At 71.6% G+C, this 24,482-nt stretch carries 17 protein-coding genes and 1 pseudogene; 11 read left to right on the top strand and 7 right to left on the bottom strand.

All coding sequences use genetic code 11. The annotated features are described in order from the left end of the window. Nucleotides 1–150: 150 nt before the first annotated feature. Both ACFYUY_RS05735 and pulA read right to left on the bottom strand, forming a co-directional pair. Nucleotides 151–2,487 (bottom strand): M4 family metallopeptidase, encoded by a 2,337-nt coding sequence (locus ACFYUY_RS05735; RefSeq protein WP_360207607.1) that lies wholly within the window; start codon nucleotides 2,485–2,487, stop codon nucleotides 151–153. Between the two features lie 562 nt (nucleotides 2,488–3,049). Beyond that, nucleotides 3,050–8,551, bottom strand: a complete 5,502-nt coding sequence (gene pulA, locus ACFYUY_RS05730; protein WP_387898269.1) for a pullulanase-type alpha-1,6-glucosidase — start codon at nucleotides 8,549–8,551, stop codon at nucleotides 3,050–3,052. 316 nt (nucleotides 8,552–8,867) lie between these two features. Between pulA and ACFYUY_RS05725 the strand changes: the two genes are divergently transcribed. Then, nucleotides 8,868–9,833: a phosphatase PAP2 family protein gene (locus ACFYUY_RS05725; protein WP_360207612.1), complete on the top strand. Its 966-nt coding sequence runs from the start codon at nucleotides 8,868–8,870 to the stop codon at nucleotides 9,831–9,833. Between the two features lie 115 nt (nucleotides 9,834–9,948). Here ACFYUY_RS05725 and ACFYUY_RS05720 read toward each other — a convergent pair whose 3' ends face one another. Together ACFYUY_RS05720 and ACFYUY_RS05715 are read right to left on the bottom strand one after the other, a co-directional pair. After that, a complete protein-coding gene (locus ACFYUY_RS05720) occupies nucleotides 9,949–12,981 on the bottom strand; it encodes a bifunctional [glutamine synthetase] adenylyltransferase/[glutamine synthetase]-adenylyl-L-tyrosine phosphorylase (RefSeq protein ID WP_360207615.1) in 3,033 nt (1,010 codons plus the stop codon). Between the two features lie 198 nt (nucleotides 12,982–13,179). Beyond that, nucleotides 13,180–13,266 (bottom strand): annotated as a pseudogene (locus tag ACFYUY_RS05715) (glutamine synthetase); the annotation flags it as partial. 363 nt (nucleotides 13,267–13,629) lie between these two features. On the opposite strand from ACFYUY_RS05715, the gene ACFYUY_RS05710 reads away from it, so the two are divergent. The 4 genes from ACFYUY_RS05710 (at nucleotide 13,630) to ACFYUY_RS05695 (ending at nucleotide 17,133) form a co-directional block, all read left to right on the top strand. Next, nucleotides 13,630–14,211, top strand: coding sequence for a DUF6932 family protein (locus ACFYUY_RS05710; protein ID WP_387898265.1), 582 nt, complete (start codon nucleotides 13,630–13,632; stop codon nucleotides 14,209–14,211). After that, complete coding sequence (locus tag ACFYUY_RS05705; protein WP_387898263.1) at nucleotides 14,208–15,110, top strand: hypothetical protein; 903 nt, start codon at nucleotides 14,208–14,210, stop codon at nucleotides 15,108–15,110. The genes ACFYUY_RS05710 and ACFYUY_RS05705 overlap by 4 nt, the downstream gene beginning before the upstream one ends. A 521-nt stretch (nucleotides 15,111–15,631) precedes the next feature. Next, nucleotides 15,632–16,291 carry an HAD family hydrolase gene (locus tag ACFYUY_RS05700; protein WP_387898260.1) on the top strand — a complete coding sequence of 220 codons (660 nt, stop codon included), beginning with the start codon at nucleotides 15,632–15,634 and terminating at the stop codon, nucleotides 16,289–16,291. Nucleotides 16,292–16,329: 38 nt separating this feature from the next. Continuing rightward, complete coding sequence (locus ACFYUY_RS05695) at nucleotides 16,330–17,133, top strand: DUF1932 domain-containing protein (protein WP_387898257.1); 804 nt, start codon at nucleotides 16,330–16,332, stop codon at nucleotides 17,131–17,133. 18 nt (nucleotides 17,134–17,151) lie between these two features. Here ACFYUY_RS05695 and ACFYUY_RS05690 read toward each other — a convergent pair whose 3' ends face one another. The 3 genes from ACFYUY_RS05690 to ACFYUY_RS05680 form a co-directional block, all read right to left on the bottom strand. Beyond that, nucleotides 17,152–17,565 carry a guanylate kinase gene (locus ACFYUY_RS05690; protein ID WP_360207630.1) on the bottom strand — a complete coding sequence of 138 codons (414 nt, stop codon included), beginning with the start codon at nucleotides 17,563–17,565 and terminating at the stop codon, nucleotides 17,152–17,154. Between the two features lie 134 nt (nucleotides 17,566–17,699). Then, nucleotides 17,700–18,701: an AAA family ATPase gene (locus ACFYUY_RS05685; RefSeq protein ID WP_387898253.1), complete on the bottom strand. Its 1,002-nt coding sequence runs from the start codon at nucleotides 18,699–18,701 to the stop codon at nucleotides 17,700–17,702. Between the two features lie 264 nt (nucleotides 18,702–18,965). Further along, a complete protein-coding gene (locus ACFYUY_RS05680) occupies nucleotides 18,966–19,313 on the bottom strand; it encodes a GntR family transcriptional regulator (RefSeq protein WP_387898250.1) in 348 nt (115 codons plus the stop codon). A 333-nt stretch (nucleotides 19,314–19,646) separates the two neighbouring features. Here ACFYUY_RS05680 and ACFYUY_RS05675 point away from each other — a divergent pair, with 333 nt between their 5' ends. The 6 genes from ACFYUY_RS05675 to ACFYUY_RS05650 all read left to right on the top strand — a co-directional run bounded on the left by ACFYUY_RS05675 (nucleotide 19,647) and on the right by ACFYUY_RS05650 (nucleotide 24,419). Then, nucleotides 19,647–20,249 carry a hypothetical protein gene (locus ACFYUY_RS05675; protein ID WP_387898247.1) on the top strand — a complete coding sequence of 201 codons (603 nt, stop codon included), beginning with the start codon at nucleotides 19,647–19,649 and terminating at the stop codon, nucleotides 20,247–20,249. Between the two features lie 113 nt (nucleotides 20,250–20,362). Then, entirely contained in the window at nucleotides 20,363–20,650 is a 288-nt protein-coding gene (locus ACFYUY_RS05670; protein WP_387898244.1) for a hypothetical protein, read from the top strand. A gap of 94 nt (nucleotides 20,651–20,744) precedes the next feature. Further along, nucleotides 20,745–21,746, top strand: coding sequence for a DUF2637 domain-containing protein (locus ACFYUY_RS05665; RefSeq protein WP_387898242.1), 1,002 nt, complete (start codon nucleotides 20,745–20,747; stop codon nucleotides 21,744–21,746). Then, nucleotides 21,743–22,096 carry a hypothetical protein gene (locus ACFYUY_RS05660; protein WP_387898239.1) on the top strand — a complete coding sequence of 118 codons (354 nt, stop codon included), beginning with the start codon at nucleotides 21,743–21,745 and terminating at the stop codon, nucleotides 22,094–22,096. Before ACFYUY_RS05665 ends, ACFYUY_RS05660 begins: the two co-directional genes overlap by 4 nt. 3 nt (nucleotides 22,097–22,099) lie before the next feature. After that, nucleotides 22,100–22,474, top strand: a complete 375-nt coding sequence (locus ACFYUY_RS05655) for an RRQRL motif-containing zinc-binding protein (protein ID WP_387898237.1) — start codon at nucleotides 22,100–22,102, stop codon at nucleotides 22,472–22,474. 250 nt (nucleotides 22,475–22,724) lie between these two features. Beyond that, entirely contained in the window at nucleotides 22,725–24,419 is a 1,695-nt protein-coding gene (locus ACFYUY_RS05650; protein WP_387898234.1) for a hypothetical protein, read from the top strand. Nucleotides 24,420–24,482 lie beyond the last annotated feature (63 nt).

Below are 24,482 nucleotides of genomic sequence, written 5' to 3'. Positions count from 1 at the left end.
CCCGGCGCCCAGCCCCGGCCGGACACACGACAAGGACCCGCCGGACGTACGACAAAGGCCCGCCGGACGCACGACAAGGGCCCGGCAGCCGTGGCTGCCGGGCCCCTCACCTGTCCTGGTTCACCGGGCCCGAGGAGGCCCGACCCGACCTCAGCCGGTCTGGACGGAGGTGTCGTCGATCACGAAGCTCGTCTGCAGCGAGGAGTCCTCGACGCCGTTGAACTTCAGGGTGACCGTCTGGCCCGCGTAGGACGAGAGGTCGAAGGTGCGCTGCTGGTAGCCGGCCGCGGCGTCCACGTTGCTGTAGGTCTTCAGCGTGGTGCCGTTGACCGAGACGGTCAGCTTGTCGTAGACGGTGGAGCCGGTCTCGGCGGTGTCGATGTGCAGCCAGAAGCTCAGCGTCGCCTTGCAGCCGGCCGGGATGGTGACCGTCTGGGACAGCGAGTCGGTGTGGCTGGAGCCGTAGCCGTTCAGCCAGGCCTTCCAGGAGCCGCCGTGGGCCGCCTGCGAGGAGCTGTTGTCGACGACGCCGGAGCTCGCCGTCCACGGGGAGGCGCTGCCGGTCTCGAAGCCGGCGTTGCCCAGCAGCTGCGCCGGGGTGCAGCTGCCGCCGCCACCGCCGGTGACGGTCCAGGTGAAGCTGGTGTTGCCGCTCTTGCCGGCCGAGTCCGTGGCCGTGACGGTCACGTTGGAGGTGCCGGCGGCGGTGGCGGTGCCGCTGATCACGCCGGTGGAGGCGTTGATCGACAGGCCGGCGGGCAGGCCGGAGGCGCTGTAGGACAGCGGGGCGGTGCCGCCCGTGGCCTTGATCTGCAGGTTCACCGAGCCGTTGAGCGCGGTCGACTGGTTGCCCGGGTTGGTGACGGTGACGCCGCCCGGGTTGGGCAGCGAGCCGACGTTGACGCCCGCCCAGGCGGTGCTGACGGCCGTGAGCTCCGCGCTGCCGGCACCGTACAGGTCGGTGGCCGCCTTCTCCGTCGCGGTGCGCGCCGCGGCGTAGTTGGTGGTGGAGGTCATGTAGGTGGTCAGGGCGCGGTACCAGACCTGCGCCGCCTTGTCCCGGCCGATGCCGGTGACCGCGATGTTGTTCTGGGTCGGCGAGTTGTAGCTGACGCCGTTGATGACCTTCGCGCCGCTGCCCTCGGCCAGCAGGTAGAAGAAGTGGTTGGCGACGCCGGAGGAGTAGTGGACGTCCTTGTTGCCGACGGTGGAGGACCAGTAGTCGGCGGACTGGCCGTCCTTGGACGGCTTGTCCATGTACCGCAGCGGGGTGCCGTTCCCGTTGATGTCGATCAACTCACCGATCAGGTAGTCGGGGTTGTCGGTCGGGATGTTGGCGTAGAACTCCACCATGGTGCCGAAGATGTCCGAGGTGGCCTCGTTGAGGCCGCCGGACTCGCCCGAGTAGTTCAGGTTGGCGGTGGCCGCCGTGACGCCGTGGCTCATCTCGTGGCCGGCGACGTCGAGCTCGGTGAGGGGGTGGGTGTTCGAGTCACCGTCACCGTAGGTCATGCAGAAGCAGGAGTCGTCCCAGAACGCGTTCACGTAGTTGTTGCCGTAGTGGACGCGGCTGTAGGCGCCGACACCGTCGTTGCGGATGCCGTTGCGGCCGAAGGTGTTCTTGTAGTAGTCCCAGGTGGCCGCGACACCGTAGTGGGCGTCGACCGCCGCCGACTCGCCGTTGGCGACGGTGCCGTCGCCCCAGGTGTCGGTGGACTTGCTGTACAGGGTGCCGGTGCCCGAGGTCCCGTGGTTCAGGTTGGTGGTGTACATCCCACCGCGCGTGGTGTCCTTCATCTGGTAGGACGACCCGGACTGCGAGGTGCCGATGTTGACGTTGCCGACGAAGACGCCCTTGCCGGTGCCGGTCTGGATGCCCTCGAACTTCTGGATGACCTGACCGCTGGTGGCGTCGGTGACCACGTGCAGCTTGCTCGGGGTGCCGTCCGACTCGGTGGAGGAGACGACGGTCTCCCAGGCGAGGCGGGGGTTGTTGTCCGCGGCCCAGACGACCAGGCGGGGCGCGCTCTCCAGCGCGGCGCCCGACTCGGCGGCGAGCGCGGCCGACTGCGCGGCCGGCGCCGCCAGCTTCGGCGTGGTGCCGACTCCGCTCAGCGAGGCGCTGCTGGCCCGGTCCACGCCCTTGGTCGCGCCGGTGGCGGACTGGTGGACCACCAGGTCGCCGCCCAGGACGGGCAGCCCGTTGAGGGTCCGCTCGTACCGCAGGTGACGGGTGCCGTCCGCGTCCTGCACGACGTCCTTGGTGACGAGCTTCTCGTCGCTGCTCAGGCCGAGGGTCTGGGCGAGGGGCGCGGACTGCTGGTTCGCCGAGGCGATCAGCGCGGCCCGGGTCGTCTGCTGGGCGGCGACGGCGGCCGGGGCGTCCGGCGTGGCGGCCTGGGCGATGACCGGTATGCCGGTCACCAGCAGCGCGGTGGTGGCGGCCATGACAACCGCCGCCTTCCGGGCGTGAGCGTAACGGGACATGCGGACTCCTTTTCCGACCGGTGCGGGTTCGCACGCGGTGGAGAGAACCTGGGCCGCAGGGTTGCGGCGCAGTGGGGGCCCCCGCCCGCGGTGTGCGACGGGGGTGCGGATGCGGTGCTCACAAGTCGTTGCAGGATCGGGACGCGCTGCACCTGAACTGGCCGGCTGCACCGGGGGGTGGGGCCCCCTCGTCTGCAGCCGGAGGAATCGTGGCAGCAAACGAGCCGTTAATGACAGATGCATGCCACGGAATGGCCGATTCATTACCGAAACCGTATGCACGACGGTCCGTCAGTTGTGTTACCCCTTTGCGAACTCGTGAACACGGTTTTCATGGTCCGGGTAAAGTTCGATCACTTCCGGATGTCACTGACCAGCACTCAGGGCTCCCGCCCGGTCCGGCGGGCGGCCGACAGCGCCCCGCGGGCGCGGCACATCACAGTTCCGGCCGTGCCAACGGCTGTTTCCGGCCACCTCGCGGCCAAAACGACACGGGTCCCGCGCCGCCACAACGGCGGTGCGGGACCCGTGAGTTCCGGTTACGGTCCGATCGGCTCCGGGATCACCCCTGGACGAACACCGCCACGGTGCGGCCGGGCACGGTGAAGGTGCCCGTCGCGGCCTCGAAACCGGACTGCTTGACCACCTGGTCCGTGCCGCCCGCCTGGACGGGGTGCAGGGCCTGGGCCGTCCCCTTCAGGGCCGCCACGGTCTGCGTCTGAGCCGTGGGCGTGGCGTTGAAGACCACGGTGACGCCCTTCTCCGCCCCCTTCAGCCCGGTGCCGTCCAGGTGCAGGGTGATCACCCCGGGCGTCTCGCCGGACGTGCCGGAGAGCGGGTAGGAGAGCCGCTGCTGGACCGCCGCCAGGGTGGGCAGCGAGAACAGCGGCGAGGACTGCTTGATCCGCAGGAACTGCTGGTACTGCGCGGCGGTCGCGCGGATGTCGGCCGCCCCCACGGTGAGCCGGGGGTTCGCCAGCAGGGACTTCGCGGTGGGCCACAGGTCCTTGTTGTCGGCCGCGGGCGGCAGCCCCCGCCCCCAGCCGTTGCCGTCCGCCGCGTCCCAGTGGATCGCGTTGAACCAGTCGCCCGAGTCGTAGGAGTTGGCGTCCAGCGACTTGGACCGCAGCTGGTCGCTGCCGGCCTGGGCGAAGCCCGCCCCCTGGGTGAGCGCGGTGAGCGAGAGCCCGAGCGCCTGCATCCGGGCCCGGTCGGCGGGCGCGGTGCCGGCCGGCAGCTTGTAGGCGAGCGCGTCGAACAGGTCGGTGTTGTCGTGGGCGTCCACGTACTCCACCGCCTCGCCCGGCACGGCCGCGTACCCGGTCGGGGCGCCGTTGTAGTCGACCTGGGCGCCGGTGACGCTCCGGCCCCGGCTGTCGGTGAAGGAGTACCCGGCCAGGTTGCCGGTCAGTCCGACCTTCAACTGGTCCATCTGGTGGAGCAGTCGGGCCTTCTGCTCGTCCGCGGTGCCGTTCGCGGGCGAGCCGTTCGGGTCGGTGTACAGGCCCGAGGCGAAGCCCTGCTGGGGTGCGGAGGAGAGCATGAAGTTGCCGCCGCGGGCGGCGTCCCGGATCCGGTCGTCGAAGGTCGCGATGCCGGTGCCGGCCATGTTGAGCTGGGTGGCCTGCTCGAAGCGGGCGCCGTTCGCGACGACGCCGAAGTTCCAGCCCTCGCCGTAGAGGAGGACGTTCTTCCCGTCCACGCCGTCGGAGTCGGGCGTCATCTTCCGCAGCGCGGCCTGCACGTCGAGCATGGTGGACTTCGGGTCCAGGCCCATCAGGTCGAAGCGGAACCCGTCGACCTTGTACTCGCGGGCCCAGGTCGTCACCGAGTCGACCACCAGCCGGTTCATCATGGCGTGCTCGGGCGCGGTGTCGGCGCAGCAGCTGTCCGTGGTGATCCTGCCGTCGGCGTCCAGCCGCTGGTAGTAGCCCGGCACCACCCGGTCGAGCACCGAGTGCTCGGCCTGACCGCCGGCGGCGGTGTGGTTGTAGACGACGTCCAGCACGACCCGCAGGCCGGCCTGGTGGATCGCCTGCACCATCCGCCGGAACTGCACCGTGCGGGCGGTGCCTTCGGGGTCCGTCGCGTACGAGCCCTCGGGCACGTTGTAGTGCAGCGGGTCGTAGCCCCAGTTGTAGGCGTCGTCGGCGGCGACCGCCGCCACGCACTCCTGCTGCTTCGGGCCGTCCGCCGGGAGGGACTTGAGGTCGCAGGCCGGCAGCTTCTGCTCGGCCCGGTTCTCCCGGATGGTGGCGATGTCGAAGGTCGGCAGCAGGTGGATCGTCGTCACGCCGGCCTTGGCGAGGTCCCGCAGGTGCTGCATGCCCGCGGACTGCGACTCGGTGAACGCCAGGTAGGTGCCGCGTTCGGCGGCGGGCACGGTGCCGTCCTCGACGGAGAAGTCGCGGACGTGCAGCTCCTGGATCTGCTGCTGGGCGGCGGGGACGGCCTTCGGGCGGGCATGGTCGTCCCAGCCCTGCGGCTTGAGCGCCCCGGCGTCGAGATCGGCGACCAGGCTGCGCCGGGAGTCGGTGGACAGCGCGACGGAGTAGGGGTCGGTGACGGTGTTGACCACCAGCTGCTGCACCGAGGGCGCCCAGACCTTCACCTGGTACAGGTAGTACTTGCCGTCCAGTTCGGCCTTGTCGCGGACGACCTCCCAGACGCCGGTCTCGTCGTCCCGCTTCAGCGGGAGCGTCCGCGGGGTGCCGCCGGTGGCGCCGTCGAAGACCTGGACGGACACCTCCTGCGCGGTCGGCGCCCAGAGCGAGAGCGCCACCTTGCCGTCGTAGTACGCCGGCCCGAAGTCGACCTTCCCGGTCCGCCGGGCGTACAGGTCGTCCAGGACGCCGGGGGTCTGCACACCGGTGGCGGCGAGCACGGCGCCGCTGGGCAGGTGCTCGGTGAACAGCAGCTGGCTGCGCAGCGCCGCCGGGACGCGGGCGGTGTCCCGGGCGTCCACGGTGAAGGCCCGGTAGCCGGCCAGGTGCGGGAACGCGGCCTTCTGCGCCGCGGTCAGCCCGCCCTGGACGGGGGTGAGCCGGATCCACCGGCCGGGCCCGGTCAGCACGCCCTTGTCGGCCTTGATGCCGCCCGCGGGGTCGTAGACCAGCTGGGCGCTGGTCCCGCCGGCGAGGGCCTGGTCGCTCGCGCCGTGGTTCGCCGGGACGACGACGGTCCTCGCGTCGATCCACTGCGCCTTGGCGGTGCCGAGGTCGATCTGCGAGGAGGCGGCGGCGTTCTGCGGCAGCAGGTGGCCCTCGCGGCCGCCGAGGATCCAGATCTCGCGGCCGTCGACCGCGAAGTCCAGCGACTGGTCGGCGGGCAGGTCCTTGTCGTTGCCCTTGTGCAGGATGTAGCTGAGGCTGGTCGCGCCGGGGGCCAGCGGTACCTCGAAGACGGCGCCGAAGGCGTCGCGGCGCGCCGGCGTCAGCGGCTTGCCCCAGTCGGTGGGGGTGGCGGCGCCGGTCCAGTCGTGCAGGCCCCAGCCGTCGTAGTCGCCGTCGGCCCGGTTGTAGTGGATGACGGCGGTGTTCGCCGGCGGCGTGCCCGTCGGTCCGGGGTTCGCGGTGCGGACGGCCGGGTCGCCCTGGGCGAGCCAGACCTCACCGGTGCTGCCGACGTCGACGTGCCGGTCGGCGTCGACGTCCTTGACGCCGTTCTTCTCGACGATGAAGCCGACGTCCGAGGCGCCCGGCTTGAGCCGCACGTACGCGAAGGCGCCGTACGCGTCGCGGCCGGTGAAGGCGTGCCCGGCCGGCCACGGGGTGGATTCGCCGTCGGCGAGGTCGCCCCAGGCGTAGAGGTTCCAGCCGTCGTAGTCCCCGTCCGGGCGCTTGTAGTGGACGACGGCGTACGGGCGGGAGCCGGCCGTGGGCAGCGGCTTGGGGGCGGGGGTGCCGGTGGTGAAGCTCGCGGTGGCGGAGCGCAGCCGGCCGGCGGAGTCCTGCACGACGGCCTTGTAGCGGACGACCGTGCCGGGGGCGACGGCGCTCAGGTCCTGGGTGACGAGGTACTTCCCGGTGTCGGCGGTGCCCAGGGTCTGCCAGGGCCCGGTGCCGATCTGGGCGGCGAAGGTGACGCGGTCGAAGCCGCCGCCGGTCGTGGCGCCGACCGTGACGAGGCCGGTCGAGCCGTCCGCGGGCGGCTGCAGCGAGAGCTGCGGGCCGGCGGCGGGGGCGGCGAGCCGGGCGTCGGCCTTGAGGACGACCGAGGAGAGCGCGGGCACCGTGACGGTGACCTTGCGGTCCGCGCCGCTGGTGACCCGCTCCCCCGCCGAGGGGTAGATCCGGTCGAAGCCCGTCCCGGCCGAGAAGGTGTCGAGGGTGACGGTCTTCGCCTCGGTGGCGTTGTTGACCGCCACCAGGTACTCGACCTGCTGCCCGGCGTCGATCCGGGAGAAGGCGTAGACCCCGGGGCCGTCGGCCGCGTAGCGCTCGATCTGGGCGCCGTCGGCGAGGGCCGGGTTCTCCCGGCGCAGCGCGGCCAGGGCGGCGACGCCCCGGTAGAGCGGGCCGTCCTGTCCGTAGCGGTCGGCCGGGCCGGTGGCGCCGCCGAGCACGCGGTCGGTGTTGTAGGAGGGCGTGGCGGAGGCGAAGACGTCCTGCCGGGCGTCCTTGTCGCCGCCCGCTCCGGTGAAGCCCTGCTCGTCGCCGTAGTAGACGACGGGCTGGCCGCGGGTGAGGAACTGCAGCTCGTTGCCGAGCCGGTCCTTCTTCAGCAGGGTGGCGTCGTCGGCGCCGGGGTTGTCGGCGAGCAGGAAGGAGCCGAACCGGCCCATGTCGTGGTTGCCGAGGAAGGTGGGCAGCTCGTAGGCGTCGGTGTCGGCCGTGGTGTAGCGGTAGTCCTGGCCGTAGACGTCGGCGAGGTTGCGGGCCGAGCCGCCCTGGGAGACGTAGGAGCGGGCCGCGCCCTGGAACGGGAAGTCCAGGGTGGCCTGGAGCCTGCCCTTGGTGACGTACGGGGAGGTGGTCGCCGGGTCGCCGGAGTAGACCTCGCCGAACATGAAGAACCGCTTGTTGCCCTGCTTGGCGGCGAAGTCCTTGAGGGCGGGGGCCCACTGCTGCCAGAACGCCATGTTGACGTGCTTGACGGTGTCGATCCGGAAGCCGTCCACGCCGGTGTCCTGGACCCACTGCTGGTAGACCTTCTCGAAGCCCTTGACCACCCTGGGGTTCTGGGTGTCGAGGTCGTCCAGGCCGCTGAAGTCGCCCTCGGTGGCGGACTCGCCGACGAAGGTCGAGTCGCCGCGGTTGTGGTAGAGCGAGGGGTCGTTGAGCCAGGACGGGGTCTTGGCGGTGGCGTCGGCGGGGGTGCGCAGGACCGGGGTGTAGGGGAAGGAGTCCTTGGTGATCCGCGGCCAGGGCGCCGCGGAGTCGGCGACCGCGGTCTCGTCGACGGGGTTGCCGTCGGCGTCGAGCGTCGGGTAGGCGCCGGTGGAGCGGTAGGCGTGCTGCTGTTCGGCGGCGTCGACGACGTCGGCGGTGTGGTTGGTGATGACGTCGAAGAAGACCTTGATGCCGCGGGCGTGGGCCTTGGCTATCAGTTCCTTGAGCTGCTCGTTGGTGCCGAAGTGCGGGTCGACCTGGGTGAAGTCGGTGATCCAGTAGCCGTGGTAGCCGGCCGAGGCCTGGTCACCCGTGCCCTGCACCGGCTTGTTCTTGAAGATCGGGGCCATCCAGATCGCGGTGGTGCCGAGGTCCTGGATGTAGTCGAGCCGCTGGATCAGGCCGGCCAGGTCGCCGCCGTGGTAGAAGCCCTTGTCGGCGGGGTCGAAGCCGTTGTCCATCCGCCCGCCGGTGATGCCTCCGGTGTCGTTGCGGGTGTCGCCGTTGGCGAAGCGGTCGGGCAGGACGAAGTAGAACTGTTCCCGGGTGAGGTCGTGCCGCCCGGAGGTGGCCGCCAGGGCGGCGTCCGAGGGCGGGGCCGGCGGGGCGGCGGCCAGGGCGGCGGGGGCGCCGCCGAGGGTGGCGGCGGTCAGTGCGGCGGCCAGCAGGACGGCCGTGCGGCCGGGTCTGCGTCGGTGGGTGCTCCGCGGCGGGTGGAGCCGGGCATCGGCCACTGAGGGTCTCCCTTAGGGGAAGGGCGATCGAGTTCCCTGGAAGCTAGCGGCCTGCAATATGTTTCAGCAAGATGCAGAAACCGTTTCGTCCCGGGAAAACGCAGGCCCCAGGCCCTCTCGACCACCCCGATTACTCCCTTCGAGCGGGCGGCGTGACAATGGGACGTATGTCCGTCCCACCGGTAGCCACCAGACCCGATCGCACCCCCTCCCCCGGTGGGAGCCGGCCCCTAGCCCTCAAGGGGGACAACCGGTGAAGAATCCACTGCCGGAGGATGAGCAGACGGCGACGGGAGGTCTGGCAGACTTCTCGACCATGGGGGAACCGACCGAGATCCAGCAGCGCCGCACCGAGCGCGCCGACGCGGCGCACGGCGACGGCTCCGACGCACGGCCGGCCTCCCCGGGGCGCCTGCCCGACGGAGCCACCCGCGCCGCCCGGTCCCGCACCGCCGTGCTGCGCGGCCGCATCCGCGACCAGCGCCGCTCACCGGCCCGGCCGAGGCTCTGGTTCGAGCTGGCCCTGATCGGGATCAGCTACTGGATCTACTCGATCGTGCGCAACGCCGTCCCCGAGCAGGCGACGACGGCCCAGAAGCACACGACGTGGATCTGGGACCTCGAACAGCACCTGGGCATCGCCGTCGAGCGCTCGATCAACCACGGCGTGGACAGCGTCGGGTGGCTCATCACCGGGATGAACTACTACTACGCCACACTGCACTTCGTCGTCACGATCGGCGTGCTGGTCTGGCTGTACCGGCGCCACCCCGGCCGCTACGCGGCCGCCCGCACGGTGCTCTTCGTCACCACCGCGATCGCCCTGGTCGGTTTCTACTTCTTCCCGCTGGCACCGCCCCGCCTGATGACCGACGGCGGGTTCATCGACACCGTGAAGGCCCACGGCACCTGGGGCTCGATGGCCTCCGGGCCCGCCGCCCACGTCTCGAACCAGTACGCGGCGATGCCCTCGATGCACATCGGCTGGTCGATGTGGTGCGGCCTGGCGATCTTCTTCCTGGCACGCCGGACGTGGGTGCGGGTGCTCGGCCTGCTCTACCCGGCGGCCACCCTGGTGGTCATCGTCTCCACCGCCAACCACTTCTGGATGGACGCCGTCGGCGGCGAGATCTGCCTGGCCGTGGGCTTCCTCGCCGCCCGCTGGCTCTACCACTCCTGGGCGTACCGGCTGCCACAGGTGCCCGCCCGGGAGACGGCGGAGGAGCCGATCACCGTCCCGGAGCAGTGGAGCGAGCCCGCCGTCAGCAGCGCCCGGCGGTAACCGCCCGCCCGCACGACCCACCAGGAGGGGCCCCGACCGGGGCCCCTCCGGCGCGTCCGGGCTCACCCGTGGTCCTCGCGCCTCCGGGACACCCGTGGTCCTCGCGTCTCCGGGCTCAGCCGTAGAACAGCCGCTCCACCACCGCCCGGGCCCGCCGGGTGGTGCGCCGGTAGTCGTCCACCAGCTCCCCGCTGTGCCCGGCCCCGTACCCGAGGTAGCGGGCCACCCCCGCCAGCTCCCGGGCCTCCCCGGGGAAGCTGTCGCCCGGCCGGCCGCGCACCAGCATCACCGCCGACCGCACCCGGGACGCCAGCACCCAGGCCGCGTCCAGCACCTCCGCGTCGGCCGGATCGACCAGACCGGCCCCTGCGGCGGCCGCCAGCGCCGCCCTGGTCCGGGTGGTGCGCAGGGCCGGCAGCTCGTGCCCGTGCTGGAGCTGCAGCAGCTGCACCGTCCACTCGACGTCCGCCAGCCCGCCGCGACCGATCTTGGTGTGGGTGGTCGGGTCGGCCCCGCGCGGCAACCGCTCCGCCTCGATCCGCGCCTTGATCCGGCGGATCTCCATCAGGTCCCGCTCCGGCACCCCGGTGCCCGGGTAGCGCAGCGGGTCCACCAGCTGCCGGAAGCGGGCCCCCAGGTCCTCGTCCCCCGCCACCGGCTCGGCGCGCAGCAGCGCCTGGCTCTCCCAGGCGTGCGACCAGCGCCGGTAGTACGCCGCGTACGAGGCGAGGGTGCGCACCAGCGGGCCGCTGCGCCCCTCCGGCCGCAGGTCGGCGTCGACCAGCAGCGGCGGCTCGGTGGACGGCGCGCCCAGCAGGGTCCGCAGCTCGTGGCAGACGGCCTGGGCGGCCCGGGCCGCGTCCTCGTCCAGCGAGCCGAGCAGCGGCTCGTGGACGAAGAGCACGTCGGCGTCCGAGCCGTAGCCCAGCTCGCGGCCGCCGAGGCGGCCCATCGCGATCACCGCGATCCGGGTCGGCAGGTCCCCGTGCTCGGCCTCCCAGCCGGCCACGCAGGCGCGCAGCGCGCCCTGCAGGGTGGCCGCGTTGATCGCGGTCAGCGCCTCCCCCGCGGCGTCCAGCGCCTCGGCCGGGTCCTCGCCGAGCCGGCCCAGGACGTCCGCGGCGGCGGTCCGGAACAGCTCCCGGCGGCGCACCGAACGGGCGGCCGCCACGGCCGCGGCGGTGGAGCCGGCCCGGCCGACGGCGGCCAGCACCTCCTGCTGCAGGGCGGCCCGGCCGCGCGGTTCCAGGCCCTGCGGGTCCCCCAGCATGGCCACCGCCTCCGGGGCCCGCAGCAGCAGGTCGGGGGCGAGCCGGCCGGCCGACAGCACCCGGGCCAACTGCTCGGCGGCGGCGCTCTCGTCCCGCAGCAGCCGCAGGTACCAGGGGGTGCGGCCGAGCGCGTCGGAGACCTGGCGGAAGTTGAGCAGGCCGGCGTCCGGGTCGGACGAGTCGGCGAACCAGCCGAGCAGCACCGGCAGCAGGGTGCGCTGGATCGCGGCCTTGCGGCTCACCCCGGAGGCGAGCGCGCTGAGGTGGCGCAGCGCGGCGGCCGGATCCGCGTAGCCCAGCGCCTCCAGCCGGGCCCGGGCCGCGTCCGGGGTGAGCCCGGTCGCGCCCGCCGGCAGCTCGGCGACGGCGTCCAGCAGCGGCCGGTAGAACAGCTTCTCGTGCAGGCGGCGCACCTCCACCGCGTGCCGCTTCCACTCGCGCTGCAGCGCGGCCACCGGGTCCGAGCGGGTGTCGTCGTTGATCAGCCCGGCCAGCGACCGGGCCAGCCGGCGCTGGTCCTCCTCGCCGGTCGGCATCAGGTGGGTGCGGCGCAGCCGGTGCAGCTGGATCCGGTGCTCCAGCGAGCGCAGGAAGCGGTAGGCGGTGTCCAGCGAGGCGGCGTCCGCCCGGCCGACGTACCCGCCGCGGGAGAGCGCGGCCAGCGCCTCCAGGGTGTTGCCGCTGCGCAGCGCCCGGTCGGTGCGGCCGTGCACCAGCTGGAGCAGCTGCACCGAGAACTCGACGTCCCGCAGCCCGCCCGGGCCGAGCTTGAGCTGGCGGTCCAGCTCGGTGGCGGGGATCGAGTCGATCACCCGGCGGCGCATCTGCTGCACGTCGGTGACGAAGTTCTCCCGGGCGGCGGCCTGCCAGACCATCGGTGCGAGCGCCTCGACGTACGCGGCGCCGAGCTCGGCGTCCCCCGCGACGGGGCGGGCCTTGAGCAGCGCCTGGAACTCCCAGGTCTTCGCCCAGCGCTGGTAGTAGGCGAGGTGGCTGGCCAGGGTGCGCACCAGCGGGCCGTTGCGGCCCTCGGGGCGCAGGTTGGCGTCCACCGGCCAGATGGTGCCCTCACCGGTGGTGTCCGAGCAGAGCCGGGTCAGGGCCGCGGCCAGCCGGGTGGCGGCCCGGACCGCCTCCTGCTCGTCCACGCCCTCGCGCGGCTCGGCGACGAAGATGACGTCCACGTCCGAGACGTAGTTGAGCTCCCGGCCGCCGCACTTGCCCATCCCGATCACGGCGAGTCGGCAGGCCCGGGCCGCGTCCGGGTCCTGTTCGGCGGCGAGGTCCAGGGCGGTCTGCAGGGTGGCGCCGGCCAGGTCGGCGAGTTCGGCGGCGGTCTGCGCGAGGTCGGTGGTGCCGGTGAGGTCGCGGGCCGCGATGGCGAGCAGGCAGCGGCGGTAGGCCGTGCGCAGGGCGTCCGCCGGGGTGCGCGCACCCTGCCGACCGCCGTCCTGGACGCCCTCGGCGAGCGCGCGGCGGAAGTCCTCCGGGCCCGGGTGCATGTCGCGCAGCTCGAAGGTGACCAGCACGTGCCAGTCGTGCGGGTGACGGGCGAGGTGGTCGGCGAGCGCGGTGGAGACGCCGAGCACGCCGAGCAGCCGGTCGCGCAGCGGCTTGGAGGTGGTCAGGGTGTCGCGCAGGGTGTGCCGGTCCGCCTCGTCGGCGGCCTCCAGCAGCCGGGCCAGGCCGAGCAGGGCGAGGTCGGGGTCGGCGGTGGCACCGAGCGCGTCCAGCAGCACCGGGTCGTCGGCGAGGCCCTCCAGTCCCGGACCGGCCAGCAGCCGCACCGCCTGCGCCGGGTCGGTGAACCCGCGCCGGACCAGCCTGATCTCCGGCCGGCTGACCCGGCTCCCGGCCCGCTGCTCCTCCACCGCCATGGCCCCTCCATCCGTCCGCCCCAGCAGGTTACGCGCCCGCGCGGCCCGCCGCCGGGCGCGAGCGCCGGACGGCCCCACCGGGCGGGGAGCCACCCGGCGGGGGGGGCCGCCGGGGAGTCGCCCCCCCCACACGGGACGGCCCGCCGTCATCCGGTCGGACGACAGCGGGCCCCGGCCGTTCGACCGAACGTCAGCCGCTCACAGCACCTGCAGGTTCTTGCGCAGCTCGAAGGGGGTGACCTCGGAGCGGTACTCCTCCCACTCCTGGCGCTTGTTGCGCAGGAACTGATGCAGCTGCAGGACGGAATCGATCAGCCGCCGGTTACCGGCCGCGGAGGGGTCGTTGGGCGGTGCTGTTGGTCGCTGCTGGCCAGCCCCGGACGGCCCACAGACGGCCCCAGGCAGAAGGACTGCTTTACAAGGAGAGGCGTTCGACGCCCAGCGTGACCTGCGGCTCGTCCACCTTGCCGGTTCCCAAGCTGCCGCACCGCCGGCGCCCGCGACTGACCGCCACGTACCGCCCGATCTGGCACGCCCGTGGCACACAGCGAGCGCGGGTACCTCACGTATTCGTAACTACCCCTTGCACACAAACCGTAGCAACGAGAACATCCTCTGGACGCGCCACAGTACGCATCGGGAGGTCTAGTGGTTCCTGAATGGGGGGATAACGGCTTCCTGTCGCCCGGCCGCTACAGGGTCGATCCGGAGACCGCCGAGAGGCTGCTTGTCAGCGACGCCCGCTTCGAGGGCTCTCGGACCAGGCGCCAGCTTTGGGACGGGCTGGAGAGCTATCTAAGCCGCTTCTTTGAGCTGGAGGATCGCCACAGGGATGCCGTGGGAAGCCTAAGCCTGGTCCATGCCCTATGGCTCGGTGGAAGCTACGTCAGCACGAAACTTGACCCTCAGAACATCGACCTCACTGTCTTGATCGATGAGCGCGCAGTCGCCTCCATGCATGGGCTGGCAGGTACGCGGTGGCTGACCTCCGCGTTCAGCCGCAAGGCTAGGCTCGCCGAGTTCGGAGTGTCGCCGCTCCGGGTTGGATACCGCCCCATCGCGTCTGTCTTCCGCGCCGAGCAGCTGGAACCCTCAGAGCAGGAGTACCTTCGAGAGCGGGGCGCCTGGGATGACTGGTGGCAGCGTTGTCGTATCGATGGAGTAGACAAGACTGAGCCCACCGTCGAGAGTGCGGCACCGAGGCGTGGCTACTTGGAGGTGACGCTGTGAGTACCAGTTGGCGCCAGCGGGTACTTGAACGCAACCGCCTGGCCAACGCACAGTTCTTCGCCGACCAAGAAGAAGATCATCTTAGCAGTGAGGCATACCAAGAGGACCTTCGCAAGAACTGGCTGGAGGCGGCACGGCACTATGATCCGACCGCCCGGCTTTACGAGGAACTAACCGTACGCCTGAGAGGCGAAGCGGCCGATCGCGGCGCACTGGACTTCCGGGTTGGCGATGCACTGCTCAAGCCACTCCGGGAGGGGGTCTCGGCCGCCGCCAGGAAAGACGTTGATCTTGAGCTCACCGGGGTCTCCAGGGGAAGCACCGTCCTGCATATCCACCCCAAGTTTCCCGAAATCGCAAGTAGCGATGCTCCCGAAATCATAGAAGTCGACTCATCGGCAGCCGATCCCGCGATTAGGGACCTCCTGAAGTTGATAGATGCCGCCGAGCATGAACAGGATGTGCGGCAGTGGGAGCGCATTGTTCCTTGCCTCGACGGCCTAGTCGAAGCTCTAGACAGGTTCGATCTTTCAATGGAGATGCGCTGGAGCAGCCTTGACGGCTCCGTTCGAGCATCGCACCTTTCTGGACGGGGAAAGAGTTATGTGCGAAGCCTCCGCGCACTGCAGCTCTCCAGGACAAAAATGGCCGTGACTGGTCGAATTACCGAGCTGCGCGAAAAGGGTCTAGTGAAGATCAAGACTGGGTCCGCAAAGAATTCGACGGCGTACGAAATCCGCGTCTCGCCAGAGCACCTGATGAGCATGCACCTGGAGCTCGGCGTGACGGTTTCTTTTGTAGTCGAAGTCACCAAGAAAGTAGACAAGCTAGGCCGCCCAAAGTCAACCGAGTACAACTTTGTCCGGATCGGCGACAGCCAGGAAATGTTCTTCGAATAGCCGCGCACCGACACGAGGGCGGCGGAGCGGTTTTGGCCGGTGTCCTGCCTGGTTTGGGGTCGAGCATGATCGGGGGGCCGTAAGCTGTTGCGACTCGGTCAGGGCTTTTGGGCCTGACCGCAATTTGGCCGAGTGGCCCCCCGTTCTTGCTCGACTCGGGGCCCGAGCCTGGGAGGTGGGTAAAAGCGTGGAGCCGCCCGACCCCAGCCACGACGGGCTCTAACCTCGGCTACTCTCCCGGCTGCACGTTCGACGTGCGCGGCCGGCCGCCGACGGAGCGGGGCGCAGACAGGAGCGACGGCGAGCGGCAGGGCCGCGCGCTGGCGCGCCGTGCGCGCCCTTGAACCCGTAGGGAAGATCTGCCTGCCGGTTGCCGGCCGGCCGCCGGCCCGGGAAGCTGGATCGCGCTATCGAGCGAACACCAACGCCAGCGCCCGACGCTACTGCGTTCCTGATCACAGCCTGAAGTGCTCGGCACCCGACGCCGCGTGCCCGCTCGCGACGTCGGTAGGGTCGTCGCCATGGGCAGGCTCGTCCTCATGGACCTCGATGACACGCTGATCAACCGGCGCGACGCGGTGACCGCGTGGGCAGCCGACTTCAGCGCCGATCGACGCCTACCGCCGAGGGCCACGCAGATGCTGGCCGAGGCGCTGCAGGACCGCGCCCGGCCCGAGACCTTCGAAGGCCTGCGAGTCGAACTCGGGCTGACTGAGCCGCCGGAGGAGCTGTGGGCCACCTACCGTGCGGGAATGGCCGCGAAGGTGGTGTGTGACTCGGCGACGTTGGCCCGCCTCGATCTGCTCCGAGCTGCCGGGTGGTCCGTAGGCGTGCTGACCAACGGCCCGACCGACATCCAGCAGGCCAAGCTTGCCACCGCGGGCATCCTCGACCACGTGGACGCGGTGTGCATCTCCGAGGAGGCCGGGGCTCGGAAGCCGGATCCTGCAGTCTTCAGGACGGCTGCTTCGCGTTGCGGCTTTGTGCTTCCGGCAGAGGCCTGGATGGTCGGCGACAACCCAGTGACGGACATCGCCGGGGCCAGCGCTGCCGGCCTGCGAACGGTCTGGATATCGGCTGGCACCGCCTGGACCGTGCCCGGGCTGACCCCCGACCACATCGCAACGACCGTCGGCGATGCAGCGGACTTCCTGCTCAGACTTCCAGAAGGTGCACGATGACCATCAAGCCGACCGTGGGGATCCTTCACCCTGGAAGCATGGGTGCCGCGGTGGCCGCCTGCGCCCGACCGAACGCGGCGCGGGTGCTCTGGTGCCCAGCGGGCCGCAGTCCGGCCACCGCAGCTCGGGCCGAGCAGGCCGGTCTGGAGCCGGTCGCCGATCTGGGCGACTTGGTGGAACAGGCCCACGTCATCGTCAGCCTCTGTCCGCCGGCCGCTGCCGAGCGCCTGGCTCACGACGTCGCCGAGCGCCGGTACGCCGGCATCTACGTGGAGGCCAACGCCATCAGCCCGGAGCGCATGGCCCGCATCGCCGAGCTGCTGGGGAGCTCCGCCCGGGCCGTGGTCGACGGCGCAGTCATCGGCTCTCCGCCGATCAACGGGAAGCGAACCCGGCTGTACCTCTCCGGTCCGTCCGCCGCCGTCTCGGTGTTGGAGAGGCTGTTCGCCGGGAGCGCGGTAGCAACTCCCGTCCTCGGGGACGAAGTCGGGCGGGCATCGGCCCTGAAGCTGGCGTACAGCTCGTACCAGAAGGCGTCCCGTGTGCTCGCAGCGGTCGCCTTCGGCGCGGCGCGAGCACACGGCGTGGATGATGCGCTGCTCGACGTTGCCGGCGCGCGGCAGGGCAGCTACCTGCTGGAGACCGGGTACATCGCCAAGACGGCCGCCCGGGCGTGGCGATGGGGGCCCGAGATGGACGAGGCCGCCGACATGGTGTCCGGGGTCGGGTTGCCTGAGGAGTTGCTGAGGGCCGTCTCGCAGACCCTCGCTCGGTGGGAGGGCAGCAAGGACCTCGCCGAGCTGACGCCCGACGAGGCCCTTGACCAACTCGCCCGCCCGTAGAAGCTGTTGCGGCGGCCGCTACCGACCGCCGCCCACGATGAGCTCGTCGATGAGCAGGGCGGCGCCTGCAGGGTCCACGGTGCTGGTGTCCAACGACAGATCCCACACCTGCCCAGGGTGCGCCTCGACGTCAGCTTGGGTGGCGTCCCAGGCACTCAGGCGTGCCTCTGTGTCGTGGTCCCCCCGACCAGCAGAGCGGGCCGCGGTCACTTCCCGTCCGCACCACAGGAGCACCACGGCCCAGTCCGCCGGATAGCCGTCGAGCAGGGCGGCGATGCCGTCGACCTGCCCCAGGTGCACGATCGGGGTGCCTGCCTCGAAAGCGGCGTCCATTCCGGGCCGGTCGATGACGTAGGTATTGCCGTACCGGCTGTTCTGGTAGATGACATCGCCCGCCGACTCCAGCTCGGCAAGCTGCTCGGGAGTGCCCATTCGGTACCCCTCAGACTTCCCGCTTCCGACCTTGAGCCTGGAGAACAGTCGGTAGTCCCCAAGCTCCTGGAGGGCCCGGGTCACCGTGTCCTTTCCGGCTGCCGGCGGGCCGTAGAGGACAAGGCCGCGGGGGGTCACAGCCCACCCCCGCTCAGCGCGTCGCGGGCCTGGTCCGCGGCGGCGACGGCCGCACCGAGTCGGTTGTCCACCACGAAGTGCGGACCGGCCGGCCTGAGCTTCAGGTCGACTGTGGCCAGGTAGTCCTCCCAGGCCTCCATCTTCCACATGTCCCGGGCGGCACCTCGGAACTCGATGTACTCCCTCATGGAGTCGGGGTCACACTCGACCCAGATCGCGGCCACGGCAACACGCTTCGCCTTGCATCGGTTGTAGAAGCGCTGCATCCAGTCCGCCTGCGAGAACTCCGCCAGGAACGGCGCGTCGAGAATCACCGAGGTCCCGCAATTCAGGTTGTCCCACGCAGCCTCCATGAGGCAGCGGTATTCGAGCGGCCTCACCTTCTCCCGATAGAGGTTGGAGCTCCGGTCGTTGGCCTCGCCGCCGAGAGCCAGCAGCAGCTGGTCGACCAGCGGCCGCGTTAGTGAGTCCTTATCGAGAATCGGCCATCCCGTGAGGCGTCCGATGAACTTGGCGTACTCGGATTTTCCGGAACCGGCGTAGCCGCCAACCAGGAGAATGACCGGGCTGGCGACATCGCCGCCTGCGCGGCGCCTCCATTCCTCCACGATGCGGGTTCGGAATGCCTCGACGTCAACCCCTTCCACACCTTCGCGGATACTGCCGAGCGCCTCAAGGATGGTCTCGGCCAGATCTGGGGCAGCCTCTGCTGAACGCGGCTTGGGCACTGTAGCGACCTCTCCGGGGAGAGCTCGGCGAAAACCCAGCTCCGCCTCATTGAGACGGTAGAGAATGCAGTAGGCCCGGCGATAGTCAGGGCGGGGGTACGCGGTCCCCTTCTCGTGTGCCCAGACTGTCTGAAAGTTGGCCGCAAGGCTGAACTTGTGCCGCTCGCCGATTTCCCGCAGCTTCTCGCCGACTTCCTCAAGGGTCAGACCGTGGGACTCCCTGACCCCTTTGAGGACTGTCGGATTCCAATCTGGGCGCTGCCGAGCCATATTCCCCTCCTAGGAAACTGCTCGTGCCGCGAGTGTAGCGGCTCGTTGAGTCACCTGAAAATCGCGATAGAAGTCGTGATACTACTCGTGTAAAGATGCTCCGCCGAATACCGGTAAAGATCCGTGATACCGATTCCTTGGCCGCCGGTGTGAACTGAGATCAGTCCGCACCACCAAGGAGGTAGCAATGGGGAGCCAGCCGCACCGATATGCAGAGAGGGGACCGCGGCGAACCCGCGATCCCCCGATCCCCCCGCCCGACCGTCACCTGGCCTCAAGCTCCGCAACGCGAGCAGCCAGCGCGCGAAGTTCGTCTCGGACCTCCGCCAGTTCCCGCTGCAGCTGCTCGGCGCCGCCGGCCAGCACACCTGCCCTGATCCCTGCATCCGAAGCCAGGAACGCCGCCTTGCCCTGGTGGCTCACCACCAGACCAGCCTCTTTCAGGTGCGTCACGGCCGCCCGGGCAACCGTCTGCGTCACCTCGTACTGCTCCCGGAGCTCCGCCAAGGACGGAATCCGCCCGCTGGCAGCGAACTCACCGGCAGCGATCCGAACGCAAAGGGCATCTGCCACTTGCCGGTAGGCGGGCTTTTCTCCGGTCCACTCGACCATCAACACTCCACATCTCTGCGTCTCTGCCTCATAGTGCCGCACCCATCGCCCGGAACCAATGCTTCCGCATGTCGCCCACCCGATGGACTTGCCAACTCTGCCCACTCTGCCTCACAGTTGAACTGTGAGGCAGAGAGAACAAAGCTCTCAAGTCGCGCTATTCCAGCACGTCAACGCGCTGATCCCACCTGAGCTCCACCTGACGATTCAGGAGGCTTCGCCATGCTCGCCATGTCCCGCACCACCCCCGCTCCGGCTGTGACCGGCCGTTCCTACGCCTGCCGTGTGGCGTCGCTGACCAGCGGTTCCTCCCGGATTTCAGAGGGAGCGTGGGTGGCGAAGGCACAGGGCGACGAGCGGCGGCGGCGGGCAGTGGCGTGCCGACTGGGCCGGTTGACCGGGAATCGTGCACCGCGGTGGAGCGGCGAGATCAGCGAGCAGGACTGGCGGACGGTGCTCGCGGCCGGCGCGGCGGCCCTGGCCGAGGCCGGAACAGTCGCCCGCGAAGCCGTCGAGGAAGAGCACGCCACGTGCACCACCTGCAGGGCCCGGCTGAACCGGGTCAACACTGGCACGCTGTGCAACCCCTGCCAGGCCGCGGCTGCCAGCGAGCAGGAGAGCCAGCAGCAGGCGCCCGCCGGTAAGCGCCTCGAACCCGACCGCGAGCGCCTGGCCGACACGGCAAGGGAGTTCGCCCGGAGTACCGCCGCGCGCAAGGATTCCAGGGTGGTCGACCGGACCCGAATGGGCCGTGTAGAGGCCCTGATCGACGAGCTGCTGGCTGCCCGCCCGGCGAGTGCACTGGACGTGGTCGGCGAGGACGAGCGCAAGCTGGTCGCCGCCTGGAGCCCGTTCCGCAACGGGCCGCGTCACATCGTGCTGTGCGCGGACGGCTCCCGCCGTTACGGCAACGGCGCGCTGGCGCCGGAGCACTAAGCCCCAGCTCAACCTACCTACCGCCTGCGCGGTGGACGGCTCCCGTGTCCTTGGCCGGAAGAGGAGCCGCCCCCGCCAGGTCCACCCCTCAAAACGAGAAACGAGGCAGACCCATGTGGTCGATTGTTGCAGGCCAGACAGCCCTGGACGACAACGAGTTCGCTGAGCTGGCGCTCGGCGTGGACTCGGAGCTGACCCGGCTGTTCGCCGGGGTGCCGGGTGAGAGCGACGCCGAACGCGAGGTCCGCATGGACGCCGCGGCCGACATCCTGGCGGACCTGCACCGGGAGGACCCGGCGCTGGCCGCCTACGCCGAGCGCTTGCTGAACACGGCGCCGGTGCCGCTGCGACGCCGAGCAGGCACCCGCCCCGACGCGGCCGCTGGGCAGGTGGCGGCGTGAGGGCGGGCCCCACGCTCACGGCGCTCACGGCCGCTCACCACGTACTCACGACCCGCTCATCCCGCACCGGGAGATGGTCGCGGTGAAGGCGCCGATGAGCCCCGAGCAGATCCGTTCCGCGGAACGGGCGCTGGCCGTGGGGACGTGGACGATCACGCTGGGCGCGGTGCTCTACAGCGTGCTCACGGTGACCCCGCTGATGTCCCACCACACCCCCGACGGCTGGGAGTGGACGGCGCCGATCCTGCCGCTCGTGGTGGATGCGGCGGTGGTGATCGTGGTCCGGATGGACAGCACCCTGGCCCGCCTGGGCGGCGATGGCGGCCGGTGGCCGGTCGTGCTGCGCTGGATGACCGGCGCCATGACGGTGCTGCTCAACGTGGGTCAGAGCGCGTTGGACCGGGACCGGGTTGGGGTGGCGGTTCACGCGGTGGCGCCGCTGCTGCTGATCGTGACGGCGGAGACGTCGCTGGCCTACCGGCGGGCGATCGCCGCCGCGCTGGGCGCCCGTGAGGCGCGTGAGCGCGATGAGCGGGCCGAGCGCGAGCACCGTGCCGAGGAGCGCCGCCGGCAGGAACGCGCGGACCGTCTGGCCGAGTACGACCGTGCCGACCGGGCCGAGCGTGAGCGCCGTGAGCACGACGCCCGGATGGCCCGTGAGCACGATGAGCGGGTCGCGCACATGGCCCGCGAGGAGCGTGCCGACCAGGCCCGCCGGGCCGCCGCCGAGCGCGAGGAACAGCAGCGCCGCCAGGACGCGGAGCGGGCCGAGCGTGAGCACCGTGAGCGGGCCGTGAGCGAGCGTGAGCGCCGTGAGCGCGAGCGTGAGCAGAGCGCCGAGCAGGAGATCGAGCAGCTGCGGCAGAAGCTCCTGACCGCGCCCGCCGCCGACGATCGGCTGCCCGAGGACAAGGCCCGCCTGACGATCCAGAGCTGCGTGGTGGCCCAGGTGCCGCAGCGCCGGGCGGCCGACCTGACCGGCTGGTCCGCCGGGTGGGTCGCCGCCCGCTACCGCGAGTTCAGCGCGGCCACGCCTGAGCGCCCCGCCCTGCACGCCGTCCCCACCACCGACACCACCGAGGAGCAGGCATCGTGACCACCGAGACGACCACCACCGCAACCGCTGGAGGCCAGGCCGACGCCGGCCGCGCCTTGCTCGCCCTCCTCATCACCCACCCCGACCTGCCCACGCCGAACATCGGCCTGCAGCGGCTCAAGCCCTCCACCGGGCCGTGGATGTGGGGCGTGCGCGCGACCCTTCACGACGACCTCGGCGAGTTCGAGCAGTGGCGCGCCGCCCTCGACCTCGCCCCCGCCGCCGTCGACCACAAGCAACAGGTGGGCGGCACCCTGGCCTGGCTCATCGCCCGCGGCACCCCCTTCGGCGTCCCGCTCGAGCTGGTCGGCTTCTACGAGCTGTCCGAGCCCGCCATCGCCGGGGCCTGAGCCGTGAGTCGCCCTCGCCACTGGGACCCCGACGGCTCCCGCCACGGTGGCACGCCCACCTACCCGTGGCGCATGGCCCCGGCGGGCTACTTCACCCGCCGACAGCTCCGCGCCAAGGGCCTGCGCCCCGGCGGACAGGACGTCGCCGCACAGATCATGTGGCGCTCCCGCTACGGCGGCACTCGCCCCGCCTACCTCTACCGGCTCGCACTGGCCCGGCCCGTACGACCCATGACCCCGGCGCGCGCCGCTGCCCTCGCCAAGGCCAACGCCGCGCGCCGCACCTGCCCCACCTGCCGACACGACGTCGGCTACGTGCTCCCCGCACACCTCGGCACCTGCCTGCCCTGCGCCGAGCCCGCCGCCCTCGCGGCCTGACCACCGGCGACGCCATCGCCATCCGCCCGTGACACAGATTGGAGGTACTGGCATGCCCGACATCGCCCCGGCCACTCCCGGAGCCGTCGAACCGCCCTTCCCGCAGCCCCACGCACTCACCCCGCCGCCGCGTACCCCCGGTCGCAGCGTGCGCTGACTTCAGCGATCTACGGCCCGGAACCGCCGACAGCACGCCAGCACGACGGCGGTTCCGGGCCCTCCGTCCTCACAGAGAACCGGAGCGCCCATCATGTCTGAGCCCGTGGCCTCGACGCTGGTCGAGGTCGTCCCCGCACCCCAGAACCAGCCACCCACCCCCACCCCGGCCAAGGCCGCGCAGAGTGCCCCGCCGCCCGGGGCCGTTCCGGGCATGCCGCTGGCGGTGGCCGCCGTCAACGCCCTGGGCACCGCCAGTGCCGGAGCGCTGGCGCTCGGCGGCCCCGTCGGCGCCGTCGCGTTCGGCACAGTGGCCGGCGCCGCCGCCCTGGGCGGCCTGGCCCGCCGAGCCCGCAACCGCCGCACCACCGGCCGCACCCTCCCCGCCGCTGCTGCTCGTGCGGCGGCTGGACGCTCGGCCGCCATCCCGCACGCATCCGCCTCGCCCGGACGCCGGGCCGCCGGATGGGGCACGCTCACCAACGCCACTGCCCCGCAACGCCGTTACGGCTCGCCGGGCGCCTCCGACGGCAGTGCCGCGTCGTACCGGTCCGGCCTCGGCCCGGCCGGGCGCCGAGCAGCTGCCGGGGCCGCACCCGGGCACCGCCCCGCCGAGCGGCAGGGGCTCGGCCCGGCGCGAACGGCCGGAACCATCCCCCCGGCCCGCGCCGCCGGGGTGGGCGCTGCCAGCCACTCGGGTCGCGGGGCGGGCCAGGCCGGACCGACCGCGAGTCCCGCTGCGGCCGCCCGGGCCGGCGGTGGCTTGCGGCACCGCTCGGCGTCCGCCGCGCACACCCTGGCCAAGGCCACCGGCCGGCTTCCCCGCCGGCCGAGCAGCGGCCCCCGGGCCCACGGTGACCAGGGCGACCCCCGCGCCGGCCGGCAGGAACGCCGGCTGGCCCGGGTCGCCGGCCGGACCGCCCGGCGCGTCGCGAAGGGCCAGGCGCGGGCGGAGCGCGCGGCCGGTATCGACGCGTCGACCGGCGCCGGCGCCCGCCCGGGAGGCCGGCGCGGCGCGGTCGGTCAGGTGTCCCCGGTGCAGTCGACGGCGCTTCGGCGCTCGGCGATGCGTCACCGGGCCCGGATGGCCGGCACCGCCGCGGCCACCGGCCTGGTCGGCCTCGCCTCGGCCGTGGCCGGCAACTGGCGCCACAAAGGCAAGGTCAGCAGCCACATGCGGCGCACGTGGCAGCGTCTCGCGGCGCGCGCCCGCACCGTTCGGGCCACCCGGGACGCCGCGATCCTCGGCACCGCCAACCCCGAAGACACCACCCGCGCCGCGGCGGCGGCCGTGCCGGTCCCGGCCGAGACGGTCAACGTCCCCGGCCAGGCCACCCCTGGCGCGGCCGATGGCCCCGACCGGCAGCAGCCCGGCCAGGGCCCCGTGACCCGCCCGATCCCCCTCGGCAAGCCCACCGTGAAGGAGACCGCCATGTCCGACGACACCCCCGCGTTCAGCCTGTTCGTCGCCGCCGAAGAGATGCTCCGGGCCGCCCGGACCTTCGACCCCGAGACGATGGACGGATTCAAGGCGCTGGTCGAGGAACTCCCCGCCGCCTACGTCCTCCTGCAGGAGGTGCTGCGCGTCCTCGCGGAGAAGTCCGCCGAGCAGCTGCCCGTCGACCCGGCGGTCGTCGAGGAGATCAGCCAGGGCTACCAGGCCATGAACCGCGTGGTCCACGCCCTCGAAGAGGTCGGCCCCACGTTCCGGCAGGCCCACGCGGACGACCTGGAGCGCAAGGAGAACCCCCGCAACGGCCTGGAAGCCGAGCGGAAGTGGAACGTCTAGCACTGCCGATCACCCCTCCCCCCTTTCCGGCCGGGCCCGTCCACACCCTGTGGACGGGCCCGG

The organism is Kitasatospora sp. NPDC004745, from assembly GCF_042873275.1.
Lineage (GTDB): Bacteria > Actinomycetota > Actinomycetes > Streptomycetales > Streptomycetaceae > Kitasatospora.
The sequence above is the reverse complement of the archived record's forward strand: the minus strand, read 5'-3'. Positions and strand labels throughout refer to the sequence as shown.